Raw genomic sequence first — 24,417 nt, forward strand, 5'->3', positions numbered from 1 at the left:
GATAATTGCGAAACTCAAAAGAATCGAACAATTGTTGCTTTGATGTCAGTTTTCACAAACAATTTTGTAACGTCGAGGCGGACATCTCGAAGAGTGTCCGACGTTGAGTGGAGAAATTGTTTCGTGCAAAACTGGCAGCGAAGCTCACGGCAGTTTCGCAATTACCTATAAATTAATACAATAGTGTAGCTTGTTAAGCATCTGCTGATTTTAATGTACTTGTTATTTTATTGTTTGTCAAGACCCTATTGTTATGTATATAATAAAATTAAAAACAGGAGGTTTTATGTCGACAACTCATAATGAAGCAAAAAACGGGGATATTGCCAAAACGGTACTGATGCCGGGTGATCCACTGCGGGCAAAATATATTGCCGAAAATTTTCTGGATCAGGCGGTTTTGTTTAATACCGTAAGAAATATGTTTGGGTATACGGGGTTTTATAAAGGCCAGAAAATCAGTGTCATGGGATCCGGCATGGGAATGCCTTCGATTGGCATTTATTCCTATGAACTGTATAATTTTTATGACGTGGACACTATTATCCGCATCGGCAGTGCCGGGGCTTATGTCAAGGAACTGAACATCTATGATCTGGTATTGGCTGAGAGTGCCTGGAGCGAATCAACCTATGCATTGGTTCAGAACGGATGCGGGGAATCGGTGTTATACTCAGATTCAGCACTAAATACCAGGGTTGAAACCGCCGCAAAAACATTGGGTTATCGCCTGGAAAAAGGACGGATTCATTCATCAGATGTATTTTATCGGGAACAGAAAATCAACGATGCCATCGCCGGATATCAAAATCAGGGTTGTATCTGCGTTGAGATGGAAAGCTTTGCCTTGTTTCATAATGCCAACATTACCGGCAAAAAAGCGGCATGCCTGCTGACCATCAGCAACAATATCTTGACCCAGGAAGAAACAAGCCCCAAAGAACGGGAGCAATCCTTTGGCCGCATGATGGAGATTGGCTTAGAAGCGGGGATTGATTAGAATTCGGCAGAGGGGGTTAATAATTTTTAACACGCTTTATTTTATCGATAACAGCATTAATCCAATTCGTAAAATCATGCAAAGGTTAACATTTTTAAATGAGTTGTTATTTAGAAAAACAAGGACTATAATACAGAATGATATTGTTCAGTCACTGTATGTTACAGACTAAAGAGGCTGAATCTAATACTGAATTGGAGAAAATATGTTTAATTTTGATCAGCTATTAATTATTTTCAGTGGTCTGCTTCTTTTAGTGGTAGTATTAAGTTTTATAAATGAAAAAACCATAAAACTTCCCTATGAAATTGGCCTGGTTGTTTTTGGCCTGGGGTTTATTGTGCTTGTGATTATTGGGCAAACCCTGGATATTATTCATGTGCCGGAAGAGCTCTTAAATCTGTACCGAGAATTTAACTTCAATGATTTTTTATTTCATGGGGTTTTATGCTTTATGCTTTTCAGTGGTGCGTCAAGAATTGAATTTGGTGATTTTAAGGCAGATAAATTTGTGATAGGCAGCACCGCGGTTATTGGTACCCTGGTATCCACGTTAGTCTACGGACTCCTGTTCTGGGGATTAGGATTTATCATTCAGGTGAATATTGGTATTTTAGAGGCGCTTATTCTGGGTGCAATCGTATCGCCAACGGATCCCATTTCAGCCATGAGCATTCTGGCAAAAGCCGGACTGCCCAAAAGAATCGGGTTGATTATTGAAGGTGAAGCCCTCTTTAATGATGGTGTGGCTGTGGCAATTTTTGCTACGCTGATGAGTATTTTAAAACACACCTCCGGGGATGTTTCCTTCGTGACTTTTATGTGGGGTTTAAGCACAGATATTCTGGGTGCGGCATTGGTAGGATTTGTTATATCCTTTCTTCTTTTTGAGGTATTCAAGCGTTCAGAAGATAGTTTCATTAAAATATTTTCAAGTATTTTAACCGTTATGCTGGCCTACCTCATTTGTGAATATCTTGGTTTTTCCGGGCCGATTGCGGCAGTGATCTGCGGACTCTATTATGCTACCGGCATTGCCAAACTTAAAAGGCTCAGAAGTGAGCACATGTCACAGGAAGTTCGGAGACTGTTTTATTCGTTTTGGTCAGTGGTTGATAATCTCTTAAATGGCATCCTATTTCTGTTAGTGGGCCTGTTGTTTATTGACATTACGCATTTTAATACCATGTCAGTGATCATGATTGTGATTATTGCAATAGGATCTGTTATTATCAATACTATTGCCCGAATGGCAGGGGTTTATGCATCACTGCTGTTAAACAAAAATCCACCCAAAGGCATGAAACGTATTCGCTTTAATACTTTTTTAACTTGGGCCGGATTAAAAGGCGGTTTGTGTTTAGCCCTGATTATGGGGGTCAACACATCATTTTCATCGCCCATCTACGGAATATTTCTGGTTTCGACCTATGCCATTGTATTCTTTACCACCGTTATTCAGGGATTGACAGTGGGGAAAGGGTATATTATATTAAGTCAATCGCAATTGACGACGGATAAAAAAACTGGTCTCCAACCCCAGGCAATGGAAAAATAAAGCTATTATGATGTGGGTACTCATTTAAAAATGACTTAAGGAGCAGCTGCTCCTTAAGTCATTTTTTAAAAGCCCGGTTTATTGGTGATGCCATTTGTTTATGAAAGTGGTTCATGTACTTGTGGATCTGGACCCAGAAGAGTATAATTGAACTATCGGTTTAGAGAATACTAATTTGGAGGAAATCATGCGAATATATATTGCCGCTTCATGGAAGCATCAGCACGCTGTCGAAATGCTCACCGATCTTTTGGAAGTCCGGGGGCACACCATTTTATCTTGGATTCGGGAAGGACGGCCGGAAGAAGCTTTTTTATCACAAAAAGAACTGACCCATTTTATTGAGTCCCCGGAAGGGGAACGGGTTTTTGATTTTTGTATTTCTTCGGTCACCAGTGCCGATTTGCTCATCTACATCGGACCCTCGGGATGTGATGCCTGGGCAGAAATCGGTGCGGCCTATGGTTCGAAAACACCAATTCTGGGACTGCTGGCAAAGTCGGAACAGGTGGGACTGATGCGCCATATGATTGAAAACTGGTACAGTTCCATTTCAGAGTTGCTGGTGGCAGTGGACGAAATCGAAAAGTAAGCGCCAAAGTGTTGACAAAGTAGAAAAGCAAGTCCTGGCAACAATGGTAACATCATCTTGTCGGCATCATGGCGAACAGGCGATAAGCTTGTACCATCATGCAGCAGACAACAATTTATCATTGTCCCCAGGACGAGTTTGGCGACAACCTTAAGCTCCGGCATTTGCCGGGGCTTTTCTTGTGGTTCGATCTGTACAAGCAAAGTTGATTATGGGATAATAAGGAAAACAGAGTGAACGGGGAAGAAATCTATGAAAATATTACATACCGCCGATTGGCATCTTGGTAAAAATATAGAAGGACATAGTCGCATGGACGAGCAGGAATGTTTTCTCAATGACTTCCTGGAAATTGTGGAAAGTGAAGGGATTGATCTGATTATCATTGCCGGGGACATCTATGACAGTTACAATCCGCCGGCCCGGGCAGAGAAACTGTTTTACGAAAGTCTGAAAAGCCTGTCAAAAGATGGAGAAAGACTGATTCTGATTATTGCCGGAAACCACGATAATCCTCAGCGCCTTGAGGCACCGGGCCCCATTGCCCGAGATCATGGGGTTCTGGTGGCCGGGGTTCCCAAAACCATCATTGAAACAGGGCGCTATGGAAAGCATCAAGTGGTGACTTCGGGAGAAGGCTTTGTTGAAATAGAAATCAATGGCGAGCGGGCGGTGATTCTGTTGTTACCCTATCCCAGTGAAAAACGGCTGAATGAGGTACTTTATGATGAGATCATCGATGATGACGGCAATCAGAAATCATACAGTGATCGGATTTTTTCTTATTTTAGCCAGTTGGAATGCCATTTCAGAGCGGACACCATCAATCTGGTCACCGCCCATATTTTTGCCATGGGCAGTGAAGAAGGGGGTTCTGAGCGCAGTATCCAACTGGGGGGAACCTATATCGTCGATGGCCGCTGCTTCCCGGAAAAGGCCCACTACATCGCTTTGGGACATATTCACAAACCCCAGGTGATTCCGGGAACCAATGGCCGGGGACGGTACGCGGGATCACCCATTCACTTTAACCGGCGGGAAATTTCCTATGGTAAAAAATGCATTGTGGTTGAAATTGTGGTTGAGGATGGAAAAACCATCAATAATTCAATTCGGGAAATCGATTTAAACATCTACAAACCCATCGAGGTTTGGCAGTGCGAAAGCGTTGAAGCCGCCATTGTAAAATGCGAGCAAAACAGTGAAAGATCCTGCTGGGTTTACCTGGAAATTGAAACCGACCATTATATCCGCGAGGATGAAATAAAAAAAATGAAAGCTCACAAAGACGATATTCTGGAAGTGATTCCAAAGCTGACCACTATCCTTACCGAAGAAAGCCTGGAAAAATTAAGTGAACAATCCTTTGGCGATGTGTTTAAAGAGTTTTACCGCAAGGAACGGGGCATTGAAGCGGATGACGAGGTTTTGGAACTACTTTTATCGCTGGTCCTGCAGGAGGAAAAAATATGAAACCGATGCTGCTTAAAATAAAAGGGATCAACAGCTTTCTGGAAGAGCAAAGCATTGATTTCAATGAGCTTACCCAGGGCGGCCTGTTTGGCATATTCGGGCCCACCGGAAGCGGAAAGTCCACAATCCTCGATGGGATTACATTGGCACTTTACGGGAAAATATCACGTAACAGCACCAATTATATTAATGTTAATGAAGAAAAAGCCAGCGTTTTTTATGAATTCATCATTTCCGGAACCGAAGAAAAAACCTATCAGGTGACCCGAGAATTCAAGCGCAACAACAATGACGGTATTAACCAGGGAAAATGCCGATTTTTAGAAGTAAAACCCGAGGGCCTTGAGGTCTTAGCGGACAAGCCCGGTGATGTGACAAGATGTTGTGAAGATGTTATTGGTTTGAGTTTAACAGATTTTACCCGAACCGTGGTGCTGCCCCAGGGGAAATTCAGCGATTTTTTAAAGCTTGAAGGAAAACCAAGGCGGGAGATGCTGGAGCGTTTGTTTAACCTATCCAAGTATGGGGATGATCTCACCAATCGGCTGAAATCGGAAAGAATCAAGGAAACCGAGAAACTTCATCGTCTAGAGGGTAGCATCAGTTCCTATCAAGGGGTTTCGGCCGAAGCCCTGGAAGAAAAAACCATGGAATTTGAAACGAATCACCAAAATTTAGAAGCGCATCTGCGGGGCTATGAAAACATCACCCAGTCTCTGGCAGAGGCCCAAACCCTTTGGGACTATCACCAGGAATTAATAATAGCCATTGAACTGTCAAATCAATTAGCAAACCGAAAATCTCAAATAACCCAAAAGGAAAATCAATTAGCCCAGGGGGAAAAAGCCCAGGGAGCGGCACCGGCCATTGACGCACTGGAAAGTCTCAACCGGGAAATTGCCGAGCTGTCAACCAGGCTGCAAAGTCAGAAGGAGCTTCATGCGGTACTTTTGGCAGAAAAAATTGAAGTCGAAAAAAGCTTTGATAAAATAGCACATCAAAAAAATGAAGATCTCCCCAGGCATCGAGAAAGTCTTTCCCGGATCATTGATGCCATTGCCTTAAAAACCGAGGATAGTGTTCTGGAGCAGGAGATCAGGTCAATTGAAGAGCAGCGCCAAGCCTGTGCGAATAACAACAGGATTCTGGAAGAAGATAAAAAAAGTCTCGATCAAGGCATGATGCAAAAGAAAGAAAGTATCAGCCGGGATCTGGAAGAAGAGAAAAAGCTCCGGGTAGGGGTTGAGTATCGGGATAAGATCAATCAGGGTGCCGAGATTTCTGACAAAATAAAATTATTAAACAATGAACTTGAAGTCCATCAGACGCGCCGGGACAAAAACAGATTAGAAACAGAGCAGCTTGAACAGCAAAGCCGGGAGCTTAATGAAAAACAGGCAACGCTTGAAATAAATAGTCAGATTTATGGTCAAACACGGTCGGACCATGAAAAGACCAAGCCATGCACCCGGGAAGAGCTTCAACAGCTCAGGGATGAAGCCCACAGAATCCGAACCCTCTACGAGAAGCAGAAAGGCTTAAAAGAAGATACTAAAAATAAAAACCAAAAAATTGATGATTTAAACGAAAAATTAAACAAAAAAAATACGGCCAGAAAAGTTTTAATCCAAGAAGCTGAAAACCTGAGACAGGTCATCGCTGCCCTTGAAAATGAAAATCTGGGGGCAAGACTCCGAGACCGGCTACACCAGGGAGAACCCTGTCCGGTATGCGGCGCAACGGAACATCCCATCCAATATCACCCGGAAAAACAGGAAGACACGGCTAAACTCCAAGAGCTTAAAGATGATAATCTCATCAAAGAAAATACCATAACTGCATTAAACTCAGAAATATCAGAACTTACCGGAAGTTTAAAAGCAGAACGTGACAATCTGCTGATTCAGGAAACCGAATTGCATCATTTGGGAGAGCTGATCCCAGCCGGACAGCCAGAAAAGCTGGAAAATAAGAATATCATCATGGGCGTTGACATAGGAAGCTGGGAGGATCGACAAAAAGAGTTAGAAACAAGTCACTCTCAATGTACCCAGGAATTACTTACCGTCACCGGCGATTTCAAAGCAAAAACCGCCGCGCTGAAATTCTTAAAAAATCAAGCTATTGAAATGACCGCCGCAATTAATCAAAAGATGGAAACCCATTCATACCAAAAGGATGCCTTGGATAAATTAATGGAAACCATTCCTATTATTGATTTTATTGGTGAAAAAACAAAGCTCAGGGAAAAGGATACCCGCCGAAACGAGTTGGTTCTCAGTCTGGAAAACCAGCAAAATTATTTGGCCCGGGATCAGGAAAAGTTGGCTGTCATCAATGACAGCATTAGTAAATTACAGGGGCAAATCAGAGAGTATGCCACTGTCTGCCTGGAAAAAATGAAACAAAGGCAAGACAAGAAAAAAGCTGTTGTGGCAAAGGTAGGAGAGGATCTGAATCTTTTAAGCCTTGGGGTTCTTAAAACCCAACAGGAAAACGTCATTGCTGGGATCAATGAAACCTGGGCAAAAGAAAATAAACGGCGTGACGAGCTAAGACAAGCCTATGAAAAAGCCAATGAGCTGGTTACCAGCCAACGAGCGAGCCTTAGTACCTTAGTACGCCAGGGCGATCAAAATACCCAGGCCCTGGATAAACAGTTGCGGGCATTGGGGTTTGAAGCTGTTGAGCATGCGAAAAATGCCTGTATTTCCGAAGAAGCAATGGTTATCTTGCAGTCAGCCATCAGGGATTATCATGAAGCCCTGGTAAAAAATAATGGTCTACTGGAAAATTTAAACAAAAAGATTAATGGCCGCAGTTTAAGTCAGGAACAATTCACCGAAATCAAAAACAACTACCAATGGTACAAAACTCAGGTTGAGACCCTTAAAGATCAGCAAAGCCGTTTAGCGGACGGGGTTAAAAATTTAAAAATTAGGCTTGCGGAACTCCAAAAATATTTGATTGAAAAAGAAAAGATCGACCATCTTCTAGGATTGATCAGTGACTTGGAAAAGCTCTTTGCCGGGAAAAAATTCGTGGAATTTGTGGCAGTAGCCCGGCTGAAATACATTTCAATCGAAGCCTCCAAACGCCTTACCGAAATCAGCAACGGAAATTATGGACTGGAAGCGGATGTCGACGGACGATTTATCATCCGTGATTATAAAAACGGTGGAGCCTCCAGGGATCCTTCGACCCTTTCAGGTGGGGAAACATTTTTGGCGTCCCTGGCTTTAGCCCTGGCTTTATCTGCTGAAATACAATTAAAGGGTCGGGCCCCGCTGGAATTTTTCTTTCTGGATGAAGGTTTTGGTTCGCTGCATGAAGATGCACTGGAAGTCGTCATGAATTCCATTGAAATGCTTCACCACGATAAGTTGAAGGTCGGAATTATCAGTCACGTGGAATCCATTAAAAATCGGATGCCGGTGAAACTCATCATTACAGCAGCAGAAGCAGGGGCCGGTGGGAGTCGGGTTAGAATTGAAAGGTAAAGAAGAGGAAAAAATAATGGAAAATACACAGGAATGGATTTGGTTTTATCAAACCGAAATTGGCCGAATTGGAATTGCAGCAAACAAAACTGCGGTTACTCAGATTACTCTGGGTGATAGTGTCAGACCCGGACTAAAGGTCGCGGAAACCCCACTGATAAAAAACGCCGCGGCACAGCTAAGGGATTATTTGGAGGGGAAACGGAAAGAGTTTAACTTTTTATTGGAACCAAGAGGTACCGATTTTCAAAAATCCGTATGGAGGGCCTTAGAAGCCATTCCCTATGGTGAAACCAGAAGCTATAAAGAAATCGCCCAGGCCATTGGCAATCCCAAAGCCTGCCGTGCGGTGGGAATGGCAAATAATAAAAACCCCATCCTGATTGTGATTCCCTGTCATCGGGTCATCGGTTCGGATGGCAGTTTGGTTGGCTATGGTGCTGGTATTGATATTAAGGAAAAGCTTTTAAGGCTCGAAGGAGTTAAATGACCGAAAGATATATCATTAAATACACAAAAAGAAAAACCCTAGGTTTATATATTACCAAAGATGCCATCATCGAGGCCCGGGTTCCTTTAGGAACATCAAAAAAAATCATTGCGGATTTTGTTAAAAAACACAAGGTCTGGATTGAAGAACATTATGCTCCGGTGAAAGCCCAGGTTGAGCAACGGGAGGATTTTACATTAAAATTTGGTGATCAGCTTGTATTTCTTGGAAAAAGCTATCCATTGGTCGCTGTTGATGAAAAAAATACCGGGTTTAATGGCAAGTGTTTTTATGCTTATGGTTTATTAACTCCTCAGGGGATTATCAAAGAGGTGGTAAGAATCTATCGCTACCTTGCAAAAAAAGTGCTGACCCATCAGGTCGAAGAAATCAGCCACCAGATGAACCTTAAACCCAGTGTAGTCAAAATTAATGGGGCGAAATCCCGCTGGGGCTCCTGTTCCAGCAAAGGAAATCTCAATTTTTCATGGTATCTGGTCATGGCCGACGAAGATACCATGAATTATGTGGTGGTCCATGAGCTGGCCCATCTTCGGGAAATGAACCATTCCCCCAAATTCTGGAAGATTGTTGAAGGTCTTTTGCCGAATTACAAACAGGAGAAGAAAAAGCTCAAAGAACTTCAATTAACATTGGGCACCCAAAGCTGGGAATAAAGCCTGACTTTTGGGCAGTGTAATCGTCCTGGGGACAATGGTAAATCGTTGTCGGCTGCATGATCGGACAGGCTTGGCCTGTTCGCCATGATGCCGACAACTGATGTTACGATTGTCCCCAGGACTTACTATTTATTTGGGGCTGCAGCTTAAGTATCTAACTTGTTCCGAGGACAATGATAAATCGTTGTCGGCCGCATGATCGGACAAGCTGGGCCTGTTCGCCATGATGCCGACAACTGATGTTACGATTGTTCTCAGGACTCACTGTTTATTTGGGGCTGCGGTTTTAGCATCAAACTCGTCCCACAGTCTTACCACAGGGTTATCCTGTGTGTGTTTTTTTTGCAAAAAAAACTTGACTTTGAAATTAGAATAGTGCATAGTGTATATAGGTTATATATACACTATGCACTATAAACTATTAAAGGAGGGGAATTATTGAATATCATTATCAGCAATAACAGCGGCAAGCCCATTTATGAACAAATTGCCATGCAAATAAAGAACATGATTATTCGTGGCGACTTAGCCCCGGGGGAATTGCTGCCAAGTATGCGCTTTTTGGCAAAGGAGCTGCGGATCAGTGTGATTACCACCAAACGGGCCTATTCTGATTTGGAACGGGATGGCTTTATTGAGACTGTTACCGGGAAAGGCAGTTTTGTGGCCAATAAGAACATGGCTTTTATACGGGAAGAGCAGCTGAGACTGGCAGAAGAATGTCTTCAAAAGGCCGTGGAAATTGCAAAGAGCAGTGATATAACCTATGAAGAGCTTACCGAAATAATAGAAGTTTTATATAAAGGAGAATAACAGATGAATAATGCATTAGAGATTCGAAATTTAAACAAGAGTTATGGTGATTTCCAATTAAAAGATGTCAGCTTTTCCGTCCCCAAGGGAAGCATCGTCGGATTTATTGGTGAGAATGGCGCAGGAAAAACCACGACCCTTAAAGCCATTCTGAATTTGATTCACCGAGACAGCGGCACCGTTGAAATAATGGGAATGGACACAGTAGCAGAGGACAAGAAGATCAAGGAAAACATCGGGGTTGTTTTGGATGGCTGCAATTTTCATGACAACCTGAAAACCGCGGATATTTCAAAAATGATGGGCAGTATTTATAAAAACTGGAACCCGGTTATGTACAAAAGATATCTTGCGAAATTCAAACTACCGGATAATAAAATCATTAAAAGCTTTTCAACGGGAATGAAAATGAAACTGCAAATCGGCGTGGCGCTTTCCCATGAACCGCAGTTCTTGATTTTGGACGAGGCCACCAGCGGACTGGACCCCATTGTCAGGGAGGAAATTCTGGACGTTTTTATGGATTTTATCCAGGACGAAGAGCATTCCATTTTAATTTCTTCTCATATCACCAGTGACCTTGATAAAATTGCGGATTATATTGTTTTGATCCATCAAGGGGAAATACTTCTGGATGACGATAAAGAAAGTCTGATAAACGGTATGGGATCCTTAAAATGCGGCACCGAAGATTTTAATAAACTGGATAAAGATGAGTACATTCGATATCGAAATAACGCCTTTGGTTATGAAGTTTTGGTAAAGGATAAAGGGAAAATGCAGAAAAAATACCCGGAAGTGATTGTGGATGGGGTTTCTATTGAGGAAATTATGTTGTTTTATATAAAGGGGGTAAAATAATGAAAGGGCTAATTTTAAAAGACTTGCTGAATTTAAAGGGGACCTTTAAAACTCTGGGAGTGATGCTGCTGCTTTTTGCTGTTGTTTTCATTCCGGCGGGAAACAACTTTGTTTTTGGGATTATTATTTTTATGTTTGCCATGATGGTGATCACCACCATCAGTTACGATGATCTGGCCAGGTGGGATTCCTACGCTCTGACCATGCCGGTGACCCGAAAAGAAATAGTTCTGAGCAAGTATCTGGTTTTGGGGATTTTAAATATTACCGGTGCCATCTTATCCTTATGCGTAGGCTTCATTGGAACCATGGTCATGGGAAGAAGCTTTTCCATGGAAATTCTGGCAATCATCGGCGTGGTTTTCCTCATTGCCATTGTTTTCGGAAGTGTGATGCTGCCCTTAATTTATAAATTCGGAGCTGAAAAAGCGCGGCTCATGCTAATCCTGTGTGCCCTTATTCCCACCGGCTTTTTATTGCTTTTAGAACAGCTGCAAATCCCCATCCCGACCGACGCCAATCCATGGCTCTATCTTTTAATATTGGTGGCTTTTACCTTGGCTGGCCTGATCCTCTCCTATGGACTGTCACTTAAAATTTACGAGAAAAAGGAATTTTAAAAGCAGAAACGTAAGTCCCGGGGACAATCGTAACATCAGTTGTCGGTATCAGGGCGAACAGGCGCAGCCTGTCCGATCATGCAGCCGACAACGATTTACCATTGTCCCCGGGACGATTTTATAAACAAAAAAAGGCCCAAGTATTTGCTCGGACCTCAGACTGCAGACATAATAGAAACGTAAGTCTTGGGGACAATCGTAACATCAGTTGTCGGCATCATGGCGAACAGGCGCAGCCTGTCCGATCATGCAGCCGACAACGATTTACCATTGTCCCCAGGACGATTTTATAAACAAACGTCTGCCTGAGCCTTGTTCTAGGCTTCAAGACGTTCTTTTAAAGCACCCTCAAAGGCATTGATTCCAATGCGATCGAGAACCGCAGAGATACGTTCGCCATCAGCGCCTAAATCCATATAGGTTTCCAGGATTTTTTCGATCAGGCCAGGAATTGCTTCCACCGCATAAAGGTCCGTCAGGCGATCGCCGAAACGATACCCACGGCCCATCCGGCCGCCAAGATAAACAGCAATGCCGCGGACTTCTTCGGTCATCCCTTCGGTGGGACAAACCTGGGCGCATTTACCGCAGTTGACACAGAGCTTTTCATTCCAGACCAGTTTTTTATCAACCAAAGTAAGGGCTTTGGCACGGCAGACCGTGGTGCATTTTCCACAATTGTTACAGCTGTCACCGTCGTATTGAACATAAGACTGCCCTACAAAACCGATGTCGTTGGTATTTGCTTTGGCGCAGTTGTTGGGGCATCCCACAAAAGTGAATTTGGTTTTCGCATGGAGATCCTGTCCAAAGAATCGATCATGACAGATGCCGCAAAGTTCTTGGGTATCATAAAGGCCATGAAGGCAAACCGTTCCCTTACAGGCCACTAATGGACGGACTTTTTTTCCGGTGCCGCCATGGCTCAGGCCAGCTGCCTTAATAGCCGTTTTAACTGCTTCGATGTCATCATATTTAATCCAGGGGATTTCAATGGCGAGTCGTGTCGTTTCCCCGAGATAGCTGCGACCGTATTTTTCAGCGATTACCGCCAGGGCTTGAATTTCTTTTGAAGTAAAGTTACCAGCACGACTCATAATACGAATCGAAAAATAACCGTCCTGTTGCTGGGCTAAAATTCCCTGGGCTTTCAATGCTGTAATTTCTTTTTGATTGATCACAATATACCTGCTTTCTCTTTTTGAGGTTCTTTTTTTTCTTTCATTAACATTTTATGCTAGTTATCTAAAAACTATATTAAATTTTACAAACTCACAGCAAGCTTCTGTGTTAAAATGAAAAATAATTATAAATAAGGAAGGAAGTACAACTATGCTTAAACTCCAACAGGTTTCTAAAACATATGGCAACAAAAATATTAAAGCGGTTGATAACATCAGCTTTGAAGTCAATCCAGGGGAAATTTTCGGATTTGTTGGCCCCAATGGCGCAGGGAAAACCACTACCATAAAAATGATGGTCAGCCTTTTGAAACCGGACACGGGAAAAATTTTCATTAATGGCATTGATAACCAGGAAAATATTCTGGAAGCAAAAAAGCAATTCAGTTATGTACCCGATAATCCGGAACTTTTTGAAAAAATAAAGGGGTTGGAATATCTGAAATTCATGGCCGATGTTTACGAGGTTCCCACAACTGAGCGACAAAAACTCATTGAAAAATATTTGGATATCTTTGAGATCAAGGAGGCCGTCAATGACCCCATTGGTTCCTATTCCCATGGGATGAAACAGAAACTGGCATTGGTCGGCGCCTTGATTCACAACCCGGAAGTATTTATTTTAGATGAACCCATGGTGGGCCTGGATCCCAAGGCTTCCTTTGAGTTGAAAAAAATCATGCGGGAACATTGTGACCAGGGAAAATCGGTATTTTTTTCGACCCATGTGCTGGATGTGGCCGAAAAAATATGCGATCGGATCGCCATTATTAATAAAGGGAAAATCATTGAAGTGGGAACCATGGATGAAATTCGGGCGAAAGCCGGTAGTCATGAATCCCTGGAAAATATATTTTTGGAGTTAACGGAATAATGAAAGAGCTGATTAATCTTACCAAGTTGTTTATCAATGATTCTTTGGGACTTTCCTTATTTTTTTACAATCGAACCAACAATAAGAAGGAATTTTCCAAACAGCTATTCACACTGATTATTGTTCCGATAGCTTTGATTCCGGCGTTCTTTTTTTATGTGTTTTTTATGATTGCCTTGTACACCGGATTGAAAGTTATCGATCAAACCTCGGTTTTCTTAAGTGCCGGCTATATTTTTATATCGTTTTTGATTATTGTTTTTGGGATCATGTACATTCTTTCGGTATTCTATTTTTCAAAGAATACGGAAGAGCTCATTTCCCTGCCAATTACCCCAAGAAAGATTATCATTTCCAAATTTGCCAGTATTCTTATTTTTGAGTACGCCTTTGCCGCATTATTATTCGTGCCGGTCCTTATTATTTATGGGGTTGGAGAGGGTATGGGGCTGGGTTATGCCATTTTAGCGCTGGTTGTGCTACTAACCCTGCCATTATTGCCTTTGTCTTTAGAAACAGCATTAATTATGCTCATTATGCGTTCCTCCAGAGTTAAAGGGCGCAAGGATTTTTTGCAGATTATTTTTGTATTCCTGGCTATCGCCCTGGTCATCGGAGTTCAGTTTTGGTTTGGCACTCAGGTCAGCAGTTCAGCCGAGGTGGATTTTCAGATCCTGCTAAATAGCTTATTGACAAACAATGAAAGTTTATTAAACAGCATTGGGTATTTTTTCCCATCCAGTTTTTTGGTTGCCTGGGGACTTAATCGCCTCACATTAATGTCAGTGGTTTGGATTTTCAGTCTGGTATTAATCACAACTCTTTCCTTTGGATTTATGGTATTTATTGGTGAGCGGTTTTACTTTACCAGTCTGGTTAGCGGAAAAATCGCCAGAAAAGGAAGAACCTTAAGCGGCATTGAAAGAGGGAAGTTCCTGGGTAAAAAAGGCCATGGTGCCATGGCTATTTTTTCCATGGATATGCGATTGCTGCTGCGAACCCCGGTTTATTTTTTCAACAACGTGAGTGTGGTTATTATTGTACCATTGGTGCTTCTGGTCAGTCTTTCATTTGCCGAACTTTCGCCTGAAAACATAAATGGCGTCAGGGAATTTTACCGAGAAATGCCCATGGTGATCAACTTCATGTTCATCGGATTCTTCGTTTTTTTCGGAGGTACATCCGCAACTACGGCAACGACTTTTTCACGGGAGGGTAAAGCCTCATGGCTGACCCGAATCGTTCCGGTATCTGCCAGCGATCAGATTATCGGCCGGACCGCTTCGGCTCTGATAGTCCAGAGTCTGGGGATTCTCTGCACCCTCATTGGCGTATATTTTTTTATGCCACTCACACTGACAACGGTGTTATTAACTGTAATTATGGGACTTATAGGAAGCCTGCCCATTCTTTTATTCGGATTATTCATTGATATGAATCGCCCACTGTTAGACTGGGATAATCCCCAAAAAGCGGTAAAAAACAATATGAATGTGATGATTACGCTTTTTATTGGCATGTTTTACGTGGTCATGCTCATTGCTATTTGTGGGGCCTTGGGATATTTTGTCAATCAATGGGTTTCCTATGCAGTTTATATTATAGTCAGCCTGATTATAACCATTGCTTTTTACAAAAAGATAAATAAAGACCTTGAAAAACGATTGTTGGCCTTTTAGCAAGGTTGTAAAGGGGTATATATAATAAGCATAAGTGAGTTGAAATTCTTGCTATGAAGAAAAATATAAAGGGAGGATTATCGATTGAATATTAAAAATGAGAAACCAAATTATTTAATAGACGAAAAAAGCCCCTATTTATTGCAACATGCATACAATCCCGTTGAGTGGTATCCCTGGTCAGAAGAGGCCTTTGAAAAAGCAGAAAGAGAGAACAAACCTGTTTTTTTATCCATTGGGTACAGTACCTGTCACTGGTGTCACGTTATGGAAAAAGAGTCCTTTGAAGATGACGAGGTTGCGGAAGCCTTGAATAAGGATTTCGTTAGCATAAAGGTGGACCGGGAAGAGCGGCCGGATATCGATCAAATCTACATGACCTTTTCCCAGGTCAGTACCGGACAAGGCGGCTGGCCGCTGAATGTCTTTTTAACCCCAGAAAAGAAACCCTTTTATGTGGGCACTTATTTGCCGAAAAAATACAAATATGGACATCCGGGGCTAATGGATGTGCTAAAAGGTATCACAAACAAATGGAAAGAAGATCAGGCGGCGGTGGAAGATTCAGCTCAAAAAATGACCGTAATGTTAAATACCCTGGATAAACGAGAAAAAGATAAACCATTTGATGTGGGGGTTTTTAAAGACACCTATAATTATTTTGATAAAAGCTTTGACTCGCAGTATGGGGGTTTTGGCAAGGAACCAAAGTTTCCAACACCCCATAATTTATTTTATTTATTGCGATACTACAGTGCAAACAAAGAACCCAAAGCGCTAAAAATGGTTGAGAAAACCCTTGAACAAATGTACAAAGGCGGTATCTTTGATCACATCGGTTTTGGGTTTTCCCGGTATGCAACGGATGAAGCTTGGCTGGTGCCCCACTTCGAAAAAATGCTTTATGATAATGCCTTATTATTAATGGCTTACACAGAAACCTTTCAGGCCACCGGTAATGGGCTTTACAAAGATATTGCAGAAAAAATCATCACCTATGTCACCCGGGATTTAAAGTCCCCGGAAGGCGGCTTTTATTGCGCTGAGGATGCGGATTCAGAAGGGGTGGAAGGGAAATTCTACGTATGGTCCATGGATGAAGTTGTGGAAATCCTTGGTAAAGACGAGGCTGAATTTTTCAGTAAGTATTATCCCATCTCGGAAGAAGGCAATTTTGATGGAAAAACCATTTTGAATTTAATTGAAACCAATATTGAAACCATTCAGGAAAATAAAGAAGTTAAAGATAAGCTTGAAGAAATAGCACAGCAACTCTTTAAGGAGAGGGAAAAACGGATCCATCCCTATAAAGATGATAAAATTCTGACCGCATGGAATGGTTTAATGATTGCTGCTTTGGCAATGGCAGGAAAAGCCTTTAATAATTCTGATTGCATTGACCAGGCAAACCAGGCCATTGCATTTGTGGAGAAAAATTTAGTCGGGGATGATGGTCGCCTCTATGCCAGATATCGCCAGGGTGATGTGAAACATTTAGGTTACCTGGACGATTATGCCTTTATAATTTGGGGCTATATCGAATCCTATGAAGCTACATTTACCACCGACTATTTAGTGAAAGCACTGAAGTTGGTGGAGGATATGATTACTCTGTTTGGTGATGAGGACGGGACTCCGGGGTTTTATCTCTATGGCAAAGATGCCGAAGAATTGATTGCCAAGCCAAAAGAGATCTATGACAGTGCGCTGCCTTCAGGGAATTCGGTGGCAGCTTATACACTACTTAAACTGGGGAAATTAACCGGTCGCAAAGACCTTGAAAAGAAAGCCGAAGACATGTTTGCTCACTTTGCGGGAAATCTTAACCAGGCCCCCATGGCGTATACCATGATGCTCAGTGCAAAGCTCTTTGCGGAACAGCCTACTAAGGAAATCGTGCTGGCCGGAAAAAAAGATGATCCTGCCATCCAGACAATGCTGGATCGTCTGAATAAAAAGTACCTGCCTTTCTCAGTGGTGCTTTTAAATAAAGGCGAGGGTGATCTGGATCAGGTCAATGATTTTGCAAAGAATCAGGTGACAATTGATAACAAACCCACAGCCTACGTTTGTGCAAACTATCAGTGCGCCCAGCCAGTCACCGATGCGGATGTTTTTAACCAGTTAATTTAGCTATAAAATAATCAATGAAAAGGTTGGTGTAGATCATGGAATATGTTAAAAAAGATAAAAATGAACTTAAAAAAAGTTTGACCCCGAAACAGTATTCAGTGACCCAGGAAAGTGCCACCGAACCGCCGTTTAAAAACGAATACAACAGCGAGTTTCGGGAAGGTATCTATGTCGATATTACCACCGGGGAGCCTCTTTTTGTATCCACCGATAAGTTTGAATCCGGATGCGGGTGGCCCAGTTTTTCGAAGCCCATTGATACCGAAGTGGTCAAAGAATTAAAAGACAATACCTTACTAATGCAGCGAACCGAGGTTCGCAGCAAAACCGGAGATGCTCATCTGGGACATGTTTTTAACGATGGCCCCCAGGACAAAGGAGGTCTGCGCTATTGTATCAACAGCGCCTCACTTCGGTTTGTACCTAAAGAAAAAATGACGGAAGAGGGCTATGACCAGTATTTGAAACTTCTGGATTAAGACTAAAAGAAAAGTGCCTGCAATCGCCGGTGCTTGAGGTTGTTGGCAAACCCGTCCTGGGGACAATGGTAAATCGTTGTCGGCTGCATGATCGGACAGGCTAAGCGCCTGTTCGCCATGATGCCGACAACTGATGTTACGATTGTCCCCAGGACTTACTTTTTTGTTTTGTTTAAAGCCCGAAGAACCTATATTTGCAGGTTCTTTTTTTTTATTAAAGACAATAAAATGAACCCTCAAACACTGTTCCTAGAACTTTTTGAGGGTTGTTTTTTTGATGCCTTCTTTTCTGAATTTGAAAGAAGCATTAATTTCGGCACCCAACAAAAAGATGACACTGCTCAGATACATCCAGGTGAGTAAGGCAATAACACCTCCTAAGCTGCCATAGACTGCCGTATAATTCCCCAGGTTATCAGCATAAAAAGAGAAGCCAATGGAAACGATGATCCAACTGATGGCAGCAGTGATTGCCCCCGGCAGTACCTCTTTAAAAGTTAGCTTTCGGTTCGGCGAACTGTAATAAAGGGATGTAAAAACAAGTATGATTGCGATTAAAGCAATGAAAAATCGGAGATAACCCCAAATCATTGAGAATTCTTCCGAAAACCCTAAAAAACCAAAAAACTGTGAACCCAGAATGCCCCCGAATACGATGAGGATCATAGAAGCGATGATGACAAAGCTGAGTTCAAGTGTAATGAGCAATGAAATAAGCTTTGTTTTCCAGAAAGGCCGTGTTTCCTCCTGATCGTAGGCTCTGTTTACCCCACGAATAAGATAACTGACCCCGGTGGTAGCTGACCACAAAGCAAATACAACACCAAAGGTCAGTAAGGCTCCGCTGCTGTTGTTAATGGTCTGATCGATGATAGAACCGAGAATTTCGTAGGCATTTGCAGGCATTAAGGTCTTAAGGACTTCGATATTGTTCTGAAAATCAATTATCGGAATGAAGGTGATCAGTGTAATTAAAAAGATCAGGAAAGGCGCCAGTGATAAGATTAGAAAATAAGTTATCTGGGCACCCACTGAAAGCAGATCATCATTCATAAACCGGTTATACAAATCCTTAAGCAGTTCCAAAAGATCTTCTTTTTTCATAGTATCATCTCCTCACAAAAGATTTCGTTTCTTTAATTAACTTTTTCTTGAGTATACTCTTTTTAGTCGTTAATTTCAAATAATACGGTTAAAAAAAGTGCTGTTAGGGGATTTATATAAGCTAATCCTAATCTGGAAATAGAAACAATTTTTGATTAAGTCTAATATTGCAGGGTATAGTATTTTTAAATCCAAATTTGTAAAGGAGTGATTTATATACAGAAAGTATTGCCAAATAATAAGAAATAGAGCAAGAGGCAGTCGAATGAATCAGAAACGTCATCTAGGATATGTTTTTTAAAGAAAAAACCAATCATGGAGCGGCAACGATATGAACACTAATGCCGACGATCTGTCAGAAATCATAGAAATACGTGATATTAAGGAGAACGTTGTAGAAATACAAAGAAAGGAAACGTATAATTAAGAACCTCATTCTTTTATTATACAAGAAAAAAATAATGATTAAAAAAGATACCCCAAATGGTACTAAAGAACAAAAAAAAGATCCGAATTCAAAAATAGACTTACAAACCGGTAGCGGTGGCGAGCTTCATCAGACAGCCGGAGGGACCCACCCTGAGCTTACTACGAATCAGGGCGTGCCCATTTTTGATAATCAGAACTCCCTTAAGGCCAATCCTAAGGGGCCGACACTGCTGGAAGATTTTGTTCTGCGTGAAAAAATCACCCATTTCGATCACGAGCGGATTCCCGAGCGTGTCGTTCATGCCCGGGGGACCGGAATGCATGGTTTTTTCGAACTTACCAAGTCATTGGAAAAATACACTACTGCAAAAATTCTCACTGAGGTAGGCGAGAAGACCCCTGTGTTTACCCGTTTATCCACGGTTGCAGGAGGTGCCGGCTCCATCGACACACCCCGGGATGTCCGTGGGTTTGCAGTAAAATTTTATACAAAAGAAGGTAATTGGGACCTGGTTGGGAATAATATCCCGGTTTTCTTTATCCAGGATGCCATTAAATTTCCAGACCTTGTTCACGCATTAAAAATGGAACCCGATCGTGCCTTTCCCCAGGCGGCAACCGCTCATGATACCTTCTGGGATTATATATCACTGACGCCTGAATCCATGCACATGGTGATGTGGATCATGTCTGATCGCACTTTGCCCCGTTCCTTACGGATGATTGAAGGCTTTGGGGTGCATAGCTTCCGACTGATTAATGAAGCCGGAGAATCAACTTTTGTCAAATTCCACTGGCGTCCAAAGCTGGGTTTGCAGTCCACCGTTTGGGATGAGACTGTTAAAATTTCCGGGGCCGATCAGGACTTCCACCGCAGGGATATGTTCGAGGCCGTCGAACAAGGTAGTTTCCCTGAGTGGGAATTTGCGGTTCAGCTTTTCACCGAGGAAGATGCCGAAAAATTCCCCTTTGATCATTTGGATGCGACCAAGCTGATACCGGAAGAACTGGTGCCACTAAAGGTTATCGGGCGAATGGTGCTTGATCGCTGGCCCAATAATTTCTTTGCGGAAACCGAGCAGGTTGCTTACTGTGCTGCCAATATTGTGCCCGGGATTGATTTTTCGAATGATCCGCTACTGCAGGGGCGGCTGTTTTCGTATCAGGACACCCAGCTTTTCCGTTTGGGATCTCCCAATTTTCATCAGCTTCCCATTAATGCGCCTAAATGTCCTTTTGGCAATCAACAACGGGATGGCTACATGCAAATGGAACAGCCTGATGGGCGGGTATCATACGAACCGAATTCCCTGTCGGAAAAATCCGCCCGTGAAACCCCCACAAAGGGTTTTCATAGCGCGGATGTAACCGAAACCGGGAACAAAGGACGCATTCGGCCAGAGCGTTTCGCCGATCATTACAGTCAGGCACGCCAGTTCTATATCAGTCAAACATCATACGAGCAGGCCCATATTGCCTCGGCGTTAGTCTTTGAGCTTTCCAAGGTTGAACATGAACATATCCGTGAGGCGATTGTCGGTCATCTGCGACATATTAACGAAGACCTTGCCAGCCGCGTTGCCGAAGGCCTGGCACTGAAAAAGATGCCGGATGCCCCTGTCGCGGCAGCGCCTCCCCAGGAAATGGAAGCCTCTCCCGCATTGCAGATCATTGGCAAGATGAAAGACACCCTGGAGGGGCGTGTCGTTGGTATCCTGGTAGCGGATGGTTCTGATGGCGATGTCATAAAAGAGCTTGAAAAAGCAATAGTTAAGGCAGGTGCTAATATTAAGATTGTTGCTCCCAAAATTGGCGGTGTAAAACTTGCGGATGGCACGATGCAAACTGCGGATAAACAGCTGGCAGGTGCCCCTTCGGCATTATTTGATGCAGTAGCGGTGATTCTCTCAGACCAGGGGGCAAAACAACTCATGAATGAAAGTGTCGCCGTGGATTTTGTCACGGATGCCTTTGTTCATCTCAAGGCAATTGCTTTTGATTCCGGGGGGAAAGTGCTCTTGAAAAAAGCGAATGTTAAATCAGACCCCGGAATTGTCGATGCTAATGATAAAGACGCATTTATTGCCGCAGCAAAAACACGCCAATGGGATCGGGAAAAGTCAGTGCGAATCCTAGCCTAACAACGAGATGATTTCCTTGATAAAATTCTCACGAATCATATGTAAAAAGCATATTTGATTCGGCCCTTCAATTTAGATCCAATTGAAGGGCTTTTTAGGAACTAAAAAATTGGTTTTAAACGGCAGCTATTTTAAGTTTGCAAAGCCATAGAATATAGAAAGGAATAATAAACAATGGATATGATCTACCGAACCCTCGGCAGCACCGAGGAAAAAGTCTCGGTCATTGGCGTTGGAGGCTCACATATTAGTCACGATGAGGTGGACGAGCAGTTGAGCACTCGGATCATTCGTACCGCCATCGACAGGGGCATCAATTTCATGGATAATTCATGGGATTACAGCAAAGGCGCCAGTGAGATCCGGATGGGTAAAGCGCTTCTGAATGGTTACCGGGAGAAAGCATTTTTGATGACGAAAATTGATGGACGATCAAAGAAAGACGCAACGAAGCAACTCGACGAATCTCTAAGACGTCTTAAGGTTGACATGATCGATCTCGTTCAACATCACGAGGTGATTCGTTATGATGACCCAACGCGTATTTTTGATGAGAATGGGGCGAATGCTGCCCTTATTGAGGCCAAAAAGGCCGGGAAGATCCGTTATATCGGTTTTACCGGACACAAGGACCCAAAGATCCATTTGTATATGCTAAAAATTGCTGAGGATTGCGGCTTCACCTTCGATACAGTTCAGATGCCTCTTAATGTCATGGATGCCCATTATCGGAGTTTTGAAAAAGAAGTGTTGCCGGAATTGATCAGTCGAAAAATAGGCGTGCTGGGGATGAAGAGTATGGGTGGTGGAATTCTCCTGGATTCCAAAACAGTCACGGCCATCGAGTGCCTGCACTACGCCCTGAATTTACCTATTTCCGTCGTTATCACCGGAATCGATAGCATGAAGATTCTGGACCAGGCCTGTGAAGCAGTAAGGACGTTTCAACCCATGAGCGCTGAGGAAGTACAGTCATTGCTGGCGAAAACCGCTATTGCTGCACAAGTTGGAAAATTTGAGCTATTCAAGACCAGATCGATTTTTGACGGTACTGCAAAGAACCCGGAGTGGCTGGGAGAGGACAATATCCCGGGCAGTGACTGAAGCCATATTAATTGGCCTTGACTATCCGGTAATCTCATGACCGAGGTCAGGCTGGATAGGGACATTTTTTGATTGAGTTTAATATTGAAGGGTATAATAAGCTCAAAGACTAATCTGTGAAGGCGTTATTTTTATGTCAAAAGTATTGCGAAATAACAAGAGATGGTCAAGAAGCGGTCAAAAAATTTAATTTAGGAGATGCATTATGAACAGTTTGGAATTTGCTATAAACATGGAACATGACGGAGAAAAATTTTACCGGGAACAGGCTGAAATAAACAAGGATAATAATTTAAATGCAGTATTTCTTTTGCTGGCAAAGGATGAAGCAAATCATGCCAGTATTTTGGAGAATGCATTAAATAAATTGTCTTACGAATTAACCGAAAATAAAACGCTTTCTCAATATAATAATGTGTTCAAAGGAAGCACCGAATTTAAAAAAGAATTCAAGGAAATTCCCAATCAGCTGGATGCCTATAAATTTGCTTTGGATATTGAGCGAAGAAGCATTGACCTATATGAGAAACTTTTAGCCGAGTCAACGGATGATAAAACAAAAACACTATTTGGATACCTGGTCAAACAGGAAAAAGAACATTTCAATATATTCAATGAGCTGATATTACTTGTTGAACGGCCTCAAGAATGGGTTGAAGACGCTGAATTTGGAATAAGAGAAGACTATTAATGCAAAATTTGATTTATTATAGTATGATGGCTGTTAAAACGCTATCATTCAAAAAATTACGCCTCATGATCCAGTGGGGTGTAATTTTTTGTGAATTTATAAATAAAAAATTAAATTGGCCTTGACTCTCCGGTAAGGGGAGAACCTAGAATAAAGATAGAGAAACGAGGTAAGCATGTATCGAATTGGTTTGTTTTCAAAGATTTGTAAGATAACCGTCAAAACCCTGCGTTATTATGATGAGGTTGGTTTGGTGACCCCTGCATTTATTGACGCTGAAAATGGGTACCGCTATTATACTAATGACCAGTTAGTAATCGTTCATCAGGTTGTCAGCCTTCGGCAAATGGGGTTTTCAATCGATGAAATTTCAGCAATGCTCAAGCACGAGAATGTTGATGGTATCCTGGAACAGCGGAAATCTGAATTAGTAGGCCAGCTCAAAAATGTAAAAGACCAACTCTCGCGAATCAATCATTTTATTCTAGAAAAGAAAGAAGGCCAAAAAATGAATTATCAAGCGGTTATAAAAGAATTGCCCGAATGTATTGTGTATTCCAAACGGATGGTGATCCCCAATTACGACGCCTATTTTAAGCTGGTTCCTGCCATTGGAGAGGAAGTGAAAAAAGCCAATCCAACCCTAAAATGTGCAGTCCCCGAATACTGCTTTATCATTTATCACGACGGAGAATACAAAGAAACAAACATTGACGTCGAATATTGCGAAGCAGTTACAGAATGGGGAACCGAAACAGATAATATCAAATTCAAGAAAATGCCCTCAATCAGCGCAGTTTCAGTCATGCATAAAGGTGCTTACGATACTTTAGGAAATGCCTACGCCTATGTATTCAAATGGATTGAAGAAAATGGCTATATCGCAACAGACAGCCCAAGGGAGAGCTATATTGATGGGATCTGGAACAAAGAGAATAAAGAGGATTGGTTAACCGAAGTTCAAGTGCCGGTTAAAAAGAAATAGTGTATACAAAACTTGACATATTTACATGTA

The 24,417-nt window shown here is 42.3% G+C and carries 20 protein-coding genes; 18 read left to right on the forward strand and 2 right to left on the reverse strand.

Going from position 1 to position 24,417, the window contains the following annotated elements:
- Positions 1-286: 286 nt before the first annotated feature.
- From deoD to AKG39_RS17365, 10 genes are all read left to right on the forward strand, one after another.
- Positions 287-1,000, forward strand: a complete 714-nt coding sequence (gene deoD / locus AKG39_RS17320) for a purine-nucleoside phosphorylase (RefSeq protein ID WP_050741659.1) — start codon at positions 287-289, stop codon at positions 998-1,000.
- A 205-nt stretch (positions 1,001-1,205) separates the two neighbouring features.
- Complete coding sequence (locus AKG39_RS17325; RefSeq protein ID WP_050741660.1) at positions 1,206-2,558, forward strand: cation:proton antiporter; 1,353 nt, start codon at positions 1,206-1,208, stop codon at positions 2,556-2,558.
- 187 nt (positions 2,559-2,745) lie between these two features.
- On the forward strand, positions 2,746-3,150 hold the full coding sequence (locus AKG39_RS17330; protein ID WP_050741661.1) for a hypothetical protein: 405 nt from the start codon (positions 2,746-2,748) through the stop codon (positions 3,148-3,150).
- A gap of 252 nt (positions 3,151-3,402) precedes the next feature.
- Entirely contained in the window at positions 3,403-4,623 is a 1,221-nt protein-coding gene (locus tag AKG39_RS17335; RefSeq protein WP_050741662.1) for an exonuclease SbcCD subunit D, read from the forward strand.
- Positions 4,620-8,123 carry an SbcC/MukB-like Walker B domain-containing protein gene (locus AKG39_RS17340; protein ID WP_050741663.1) on the forward strand — a complete coding sequence of 1,168 codons (3,504 nt, stop codon included), beginning with the start codon at positions 4,620-4,622 and terminating at the stop codon, positions 8,121-8,123. The genes AKG39_RS17335 and AKG39_RS17340 overlap by 4 nt, the downstream gene beginning before the upstream one ends.
- A gap of 16 nt (positions 8,124-8,139) precedes the next feature.
- Positions 8,140-8,613, forward strand: a complete 474-nt coding sequence (locus AKG39_RS17345) for a methylated-DNA--[protein]-cysteine S-methyltransferase (RefSeq protein WP_050741678.1) — start codon at positions 8,140-8,142, stop codon at positions 8,611-8,613.
- Positions 8,610-9,290, forward strand: coding sequence for a M48 family metallopeptidase (locus AKG39_RS17350; protein WP_050741664.1), 681 nt, complete (start codon positions 8,610-8,612; stop codon positions 9,288-9,290). Before AKG39_RS17345 ends, AKG39_RS17350 begins: the two co-directional genes overlap by 4 nt.
- Positions 9,291-9,731: 441 nt before the next feature.
- Positions 9,732-10,106 (forward strand): GntR family transcriptional regulator, encoded by a 375-nt coding sequence (locus AKG39_RS17355; protein WP_050741665.1) that lies wholly within the window; start codon positions 9,732-9,734, stop codon positions 10,104-10,106.
- Positions 10,107-10,109: 3 nt separating this feature from the next.
- Positions 10,110-10,967, forward strand: a complete 858-nt coding sequence (locus AKG39_RS17360; protein ID WP_050741666.1) for an ABC transporter ATP-binding protein — start codon at positions 10,110-10,112, stop codon at positions 10,965-10,967.
- Positions 10,967-11,587: an ABC-2 transporter permease gene (locus tag AKG39_RS17365; protein WP_050741667.1), complete on the forward strand. Its 621-nt coding sequence runs from the start codon at positions 10,967-10,969 to the stop codon at positions 11,585-11,587. Before AKG39_RS17360 ends, AKG39_RS17365 begins: the two co-directional genes overlap by 1 nt.
- 317 nt (positions 11,588-11,904) lie before the next feature.
- Here AKG39_RS17365 and AKG39_RS17370 read toward each other — a convergent pair whose 3' ends face one another.
- On the reverse strand, positions 11,905-12,768 hold the full coding sequence (locus tag AKG39_RS17370; protein WP_050741668.1) for a 4Fe-4S dicluster domain-containing protein: 864 nt from the start codon (positions 12,766-12,768) through the stop codon (positions 11,905-11,907).
- A 151-nt stretch (positions 12,769-12,919) separates the two neighbouring features.
- Between AKG39_RS17370 and AKG39_RS17375 the strand changes: the two genes are divergently transcribed.
- The 4 genes from AKG39_RS17375 (at position 12,920) to msrB (ending at position 17,933) form a co-directional block, all read left to right on the forward strand.
- The gene (locus AKG39_RS17375; RefSeq protein WP_050741669.1) at positions 12,920-13,642 is read left to right on the forward strand and encodes an ABC transporter ATP-binding protein; all 723 of its coding nucleotides are present in this window, start codon (positions 12,920-12,922) and stop codon (positions 13,640-13,642) included.
- The gene (locus tag AKG39_RS17380) at positions 13,642-15,321 is read left to right on the forward strand and encodes a putative ABC transporter permease subunit (RefSeq protein ID WP_050741670.1); all 1,680 of its coding nucleotides are present in this window, start codon (positions 13,642-13,644) and stop codon (positions 15,319-15,321) included. Before AKG39_RS17375 ends, AKG39_RS17380 begins: the two co-directional genes overlap by 1 nt.
- 84 nt (positions 15,322-15,405) lie before the next feature.
- Positions 15,406-17,454, forward strand: coding sequence for a thioredoxin domain-containing protein (locus AKG39_RS17385; protein ID WP_050741671.1), 2,049 nt, complete (start codon positions 15,406-15,408; stop codon positions 17,452-17,454).
- A gap of 35 nt (positions 17,455-17,489) precedes the next feature.
- Complete coding sequence (gene msrB, locus AKG39_RS17390) at positions 17,490-17,933, forward strand: peptide-methionine (R)-S-oxide reductase MsrB (RefSeq protein ID WP_050741672.1); 444 nt, start codon at positions 17,490-17,492, stop codon at positions 17,931-17,933.
- Positions 17,934-18,182: 249 nt separating this feature from the next.
- Here msrB and AKG39_RS17395 read toward each other — a convergent pair whose 3' ends face one another.
- The gene (locus tag AKG39_RS17395; RefSeq protein WP_050741673.1) at positions 18,183-19,037 is read right to left on the reverse strand and encodes a YihY/virulence factor BrkB family protein; all 855 of its coding nucleotides are present in this window, start codon (positions 19,035-19,037) and stop codon (positions 18,183-18,185) included.
- A gap of 461 nt (positions 19,038-19,498) precedes the next feature.
- Between AKG39_RS17395 and AKG39_RS17400 the strand changes: the two genes are divergently transcribed.
- From AKG39_RS17400 to AKG39_RS17415, 4 genes are all read left to right on the forward strand, one after another.
- Positions 19,499-21,607, forward strand: coding sequence for a catalase (locus AKG39_RS17400; protein ID WP_050741674.1), 2,109 nt, complete (start codon positions 19,499-19,501; stop codon positions 21,605-21,607).
- 174 nt (positions 21,608-21,781) lie between these two features.
- Positions 21,782-22,711: an aldo/keto reductase gene (locus tag AKG39_RS17405; RefSeq protein WP_050741675.1), complete on the forward strand. Its 930-nt coding sequence runs from the start codon at positions 21,782-21,784 to the stop codon at positions 22,709-22,711.
- Positions 22,712-22,916: 205 nt separating this feature from the next.
- Positions 22,917-23,402 (forward strand): ferritin-like domain-containing protein, encoded by a 486-nt coding sequence (locus tag AKG39_RS17410; RefSeq protein WP_050741676.1) that lies wholly within the window; start codon positions 22,917-22,919, stop codon positions 23,400-23,402.
- A 175-nt stretch (positions 23,403-23,577) separates the two neighbouring features.
- Positions 23,578-24,387 carry a MerR family transcriptional regulator gene (locus AKG39_RS17415; RefSeq protein ID WP_050741677.1) on the forward strand — a complete coding sequence of 270 codons (810 nt, stop codon included), beginning with the start codon at positions 23,578-23,580 and terminating at the stop codon, positions 24,385-24,387.
- Positions 24,388-24,417 lie beyond the last annotated feature (30 nt).

It is taken from the genome of Acetobacterium bakii (genome assembly GCF_001263355.1).
In the GTDB taxonomy this organism is placed as follows: domain Bacteria; phylum Bacillota; class Clostridia; order Eubacteriales; family Eubacteriaceae; genus Acetobacterium; species Acetobacterium bakii.

Bases quoted from the DNA above. Each gene is read 5' to 3' on its own strand.
- deoD (WP_050741659.1), top strand. From the start codon at position 287: ATGTCGACAACTCATAATGAAGCAAAAAACGGGGATATTGCCAAAACG.
- AKG39_RS17325 (WP_050741660.1), top strand. From the start codon at position 1,206: ATGTTTAATTTTGATCAGCTATTAATTATTTTCAGTGGTCTGCTTCTT.
- AKG39_RS17330 (WP_050741661.1), top strand. From the start codon at position 2,746: ATGCGAATATATATTGCCGCTTCATGGAAGCATCAGCACGCTGTCGAA.
- AKG39_RS17335 (WP_050741662.1), top strand. From the start codon at position 3,403: ATGAAAATATTACATACCGCCGATTGGCATCTTGGTAAAAATATAGAA.
- AKG39_RS17340 (WP_050741663.1), top strand. From the start codon at position 4,620: ATGAAACCGATGCTGCTTAAAATAAAAGGGATCAACAGCTTTCTGGAA.
- AKG39_RS17345 (WP_050741678.1), top strand. From the start codon at position 8,140: ATGGAAAATACACAGGAATGGATTTGGTTTTATCAAACCGAAATTGGC.
- AKG39_RS17350 (WP_050741664.1), top strand. From the start codon at position 8,610: ATGACCGAAAGATATATCATTAAATACACAAAAAGAAAAACCCTAGGT.
- AKG39_RS17360 (WP_050741666.1), top strand. From the start codon at position 10,110: ATGAATAATGCATTAGAGATTCGAAATTTAAACAAGAGTTATGGTGAT.
- AKG39_RS17365 (WP_050741667.1), top strand. From the start codon at position 10,967: ATGAAAGGGCTAATTTTAAAAGACTTGCTGAATTTAAAGGGGACCTTT.
- AKG39_RS17375 (WP_050741669.1), top strand. From the start codon at position 12,920: ATGCTTAAACTCCAACAGGTTTCTAAAACATATGGCAACAAAAATATT.
- AKG39_RS17380 (WP_050741670.1), top strand. From the start codon at position 13,642: ATGAAAGAGCTGATTAATCTTACCAAGTTGTTTATCAATGATTCTTTG.
- msrB (WP_050741672.1), top strand. From the start codon at position 17,490: ATGGAATATGTTAAAAAAGATAAAAATGAACTTAAAAAAAGTTTGACC.
- AKG39_RS17395 (WP_050741673.1), bottom strand. From the start codon at position 19,037: ATGAAAAAAGAAGATCTTTTGGAACTGCTTAAGGATTTGTATAACCGG.
- AKG39_RS17400 (WP_050741674.1), top strand. From the start codon at position 19,499: ATGATTAAAAAAGATACCCCAAATGGTACTAAAGAACAAAAAAAAGAT.
- AKG39_RS17405 (WP_050741675.1), top strand. From the start codon at position 21,782: ATGGATATGATCTACCGAACCCTCGGCAGCACCGAGGAAAAAGTCTCG.
- AKG39_RS17410 (WP_050741676.1), top strand. From the start codon at position 22,917: ATGAACAGTTTGGAATTTGCTATAAACATGGAACATGACGGAGAAAAA.
- AKG39_RS17415 (WP_050741677.1), top strand. From the start codon at position 23,578: ATGTATCGAATTGGTTTGTTTTCAAAGATTTGTAAGATAACCGTCAAA.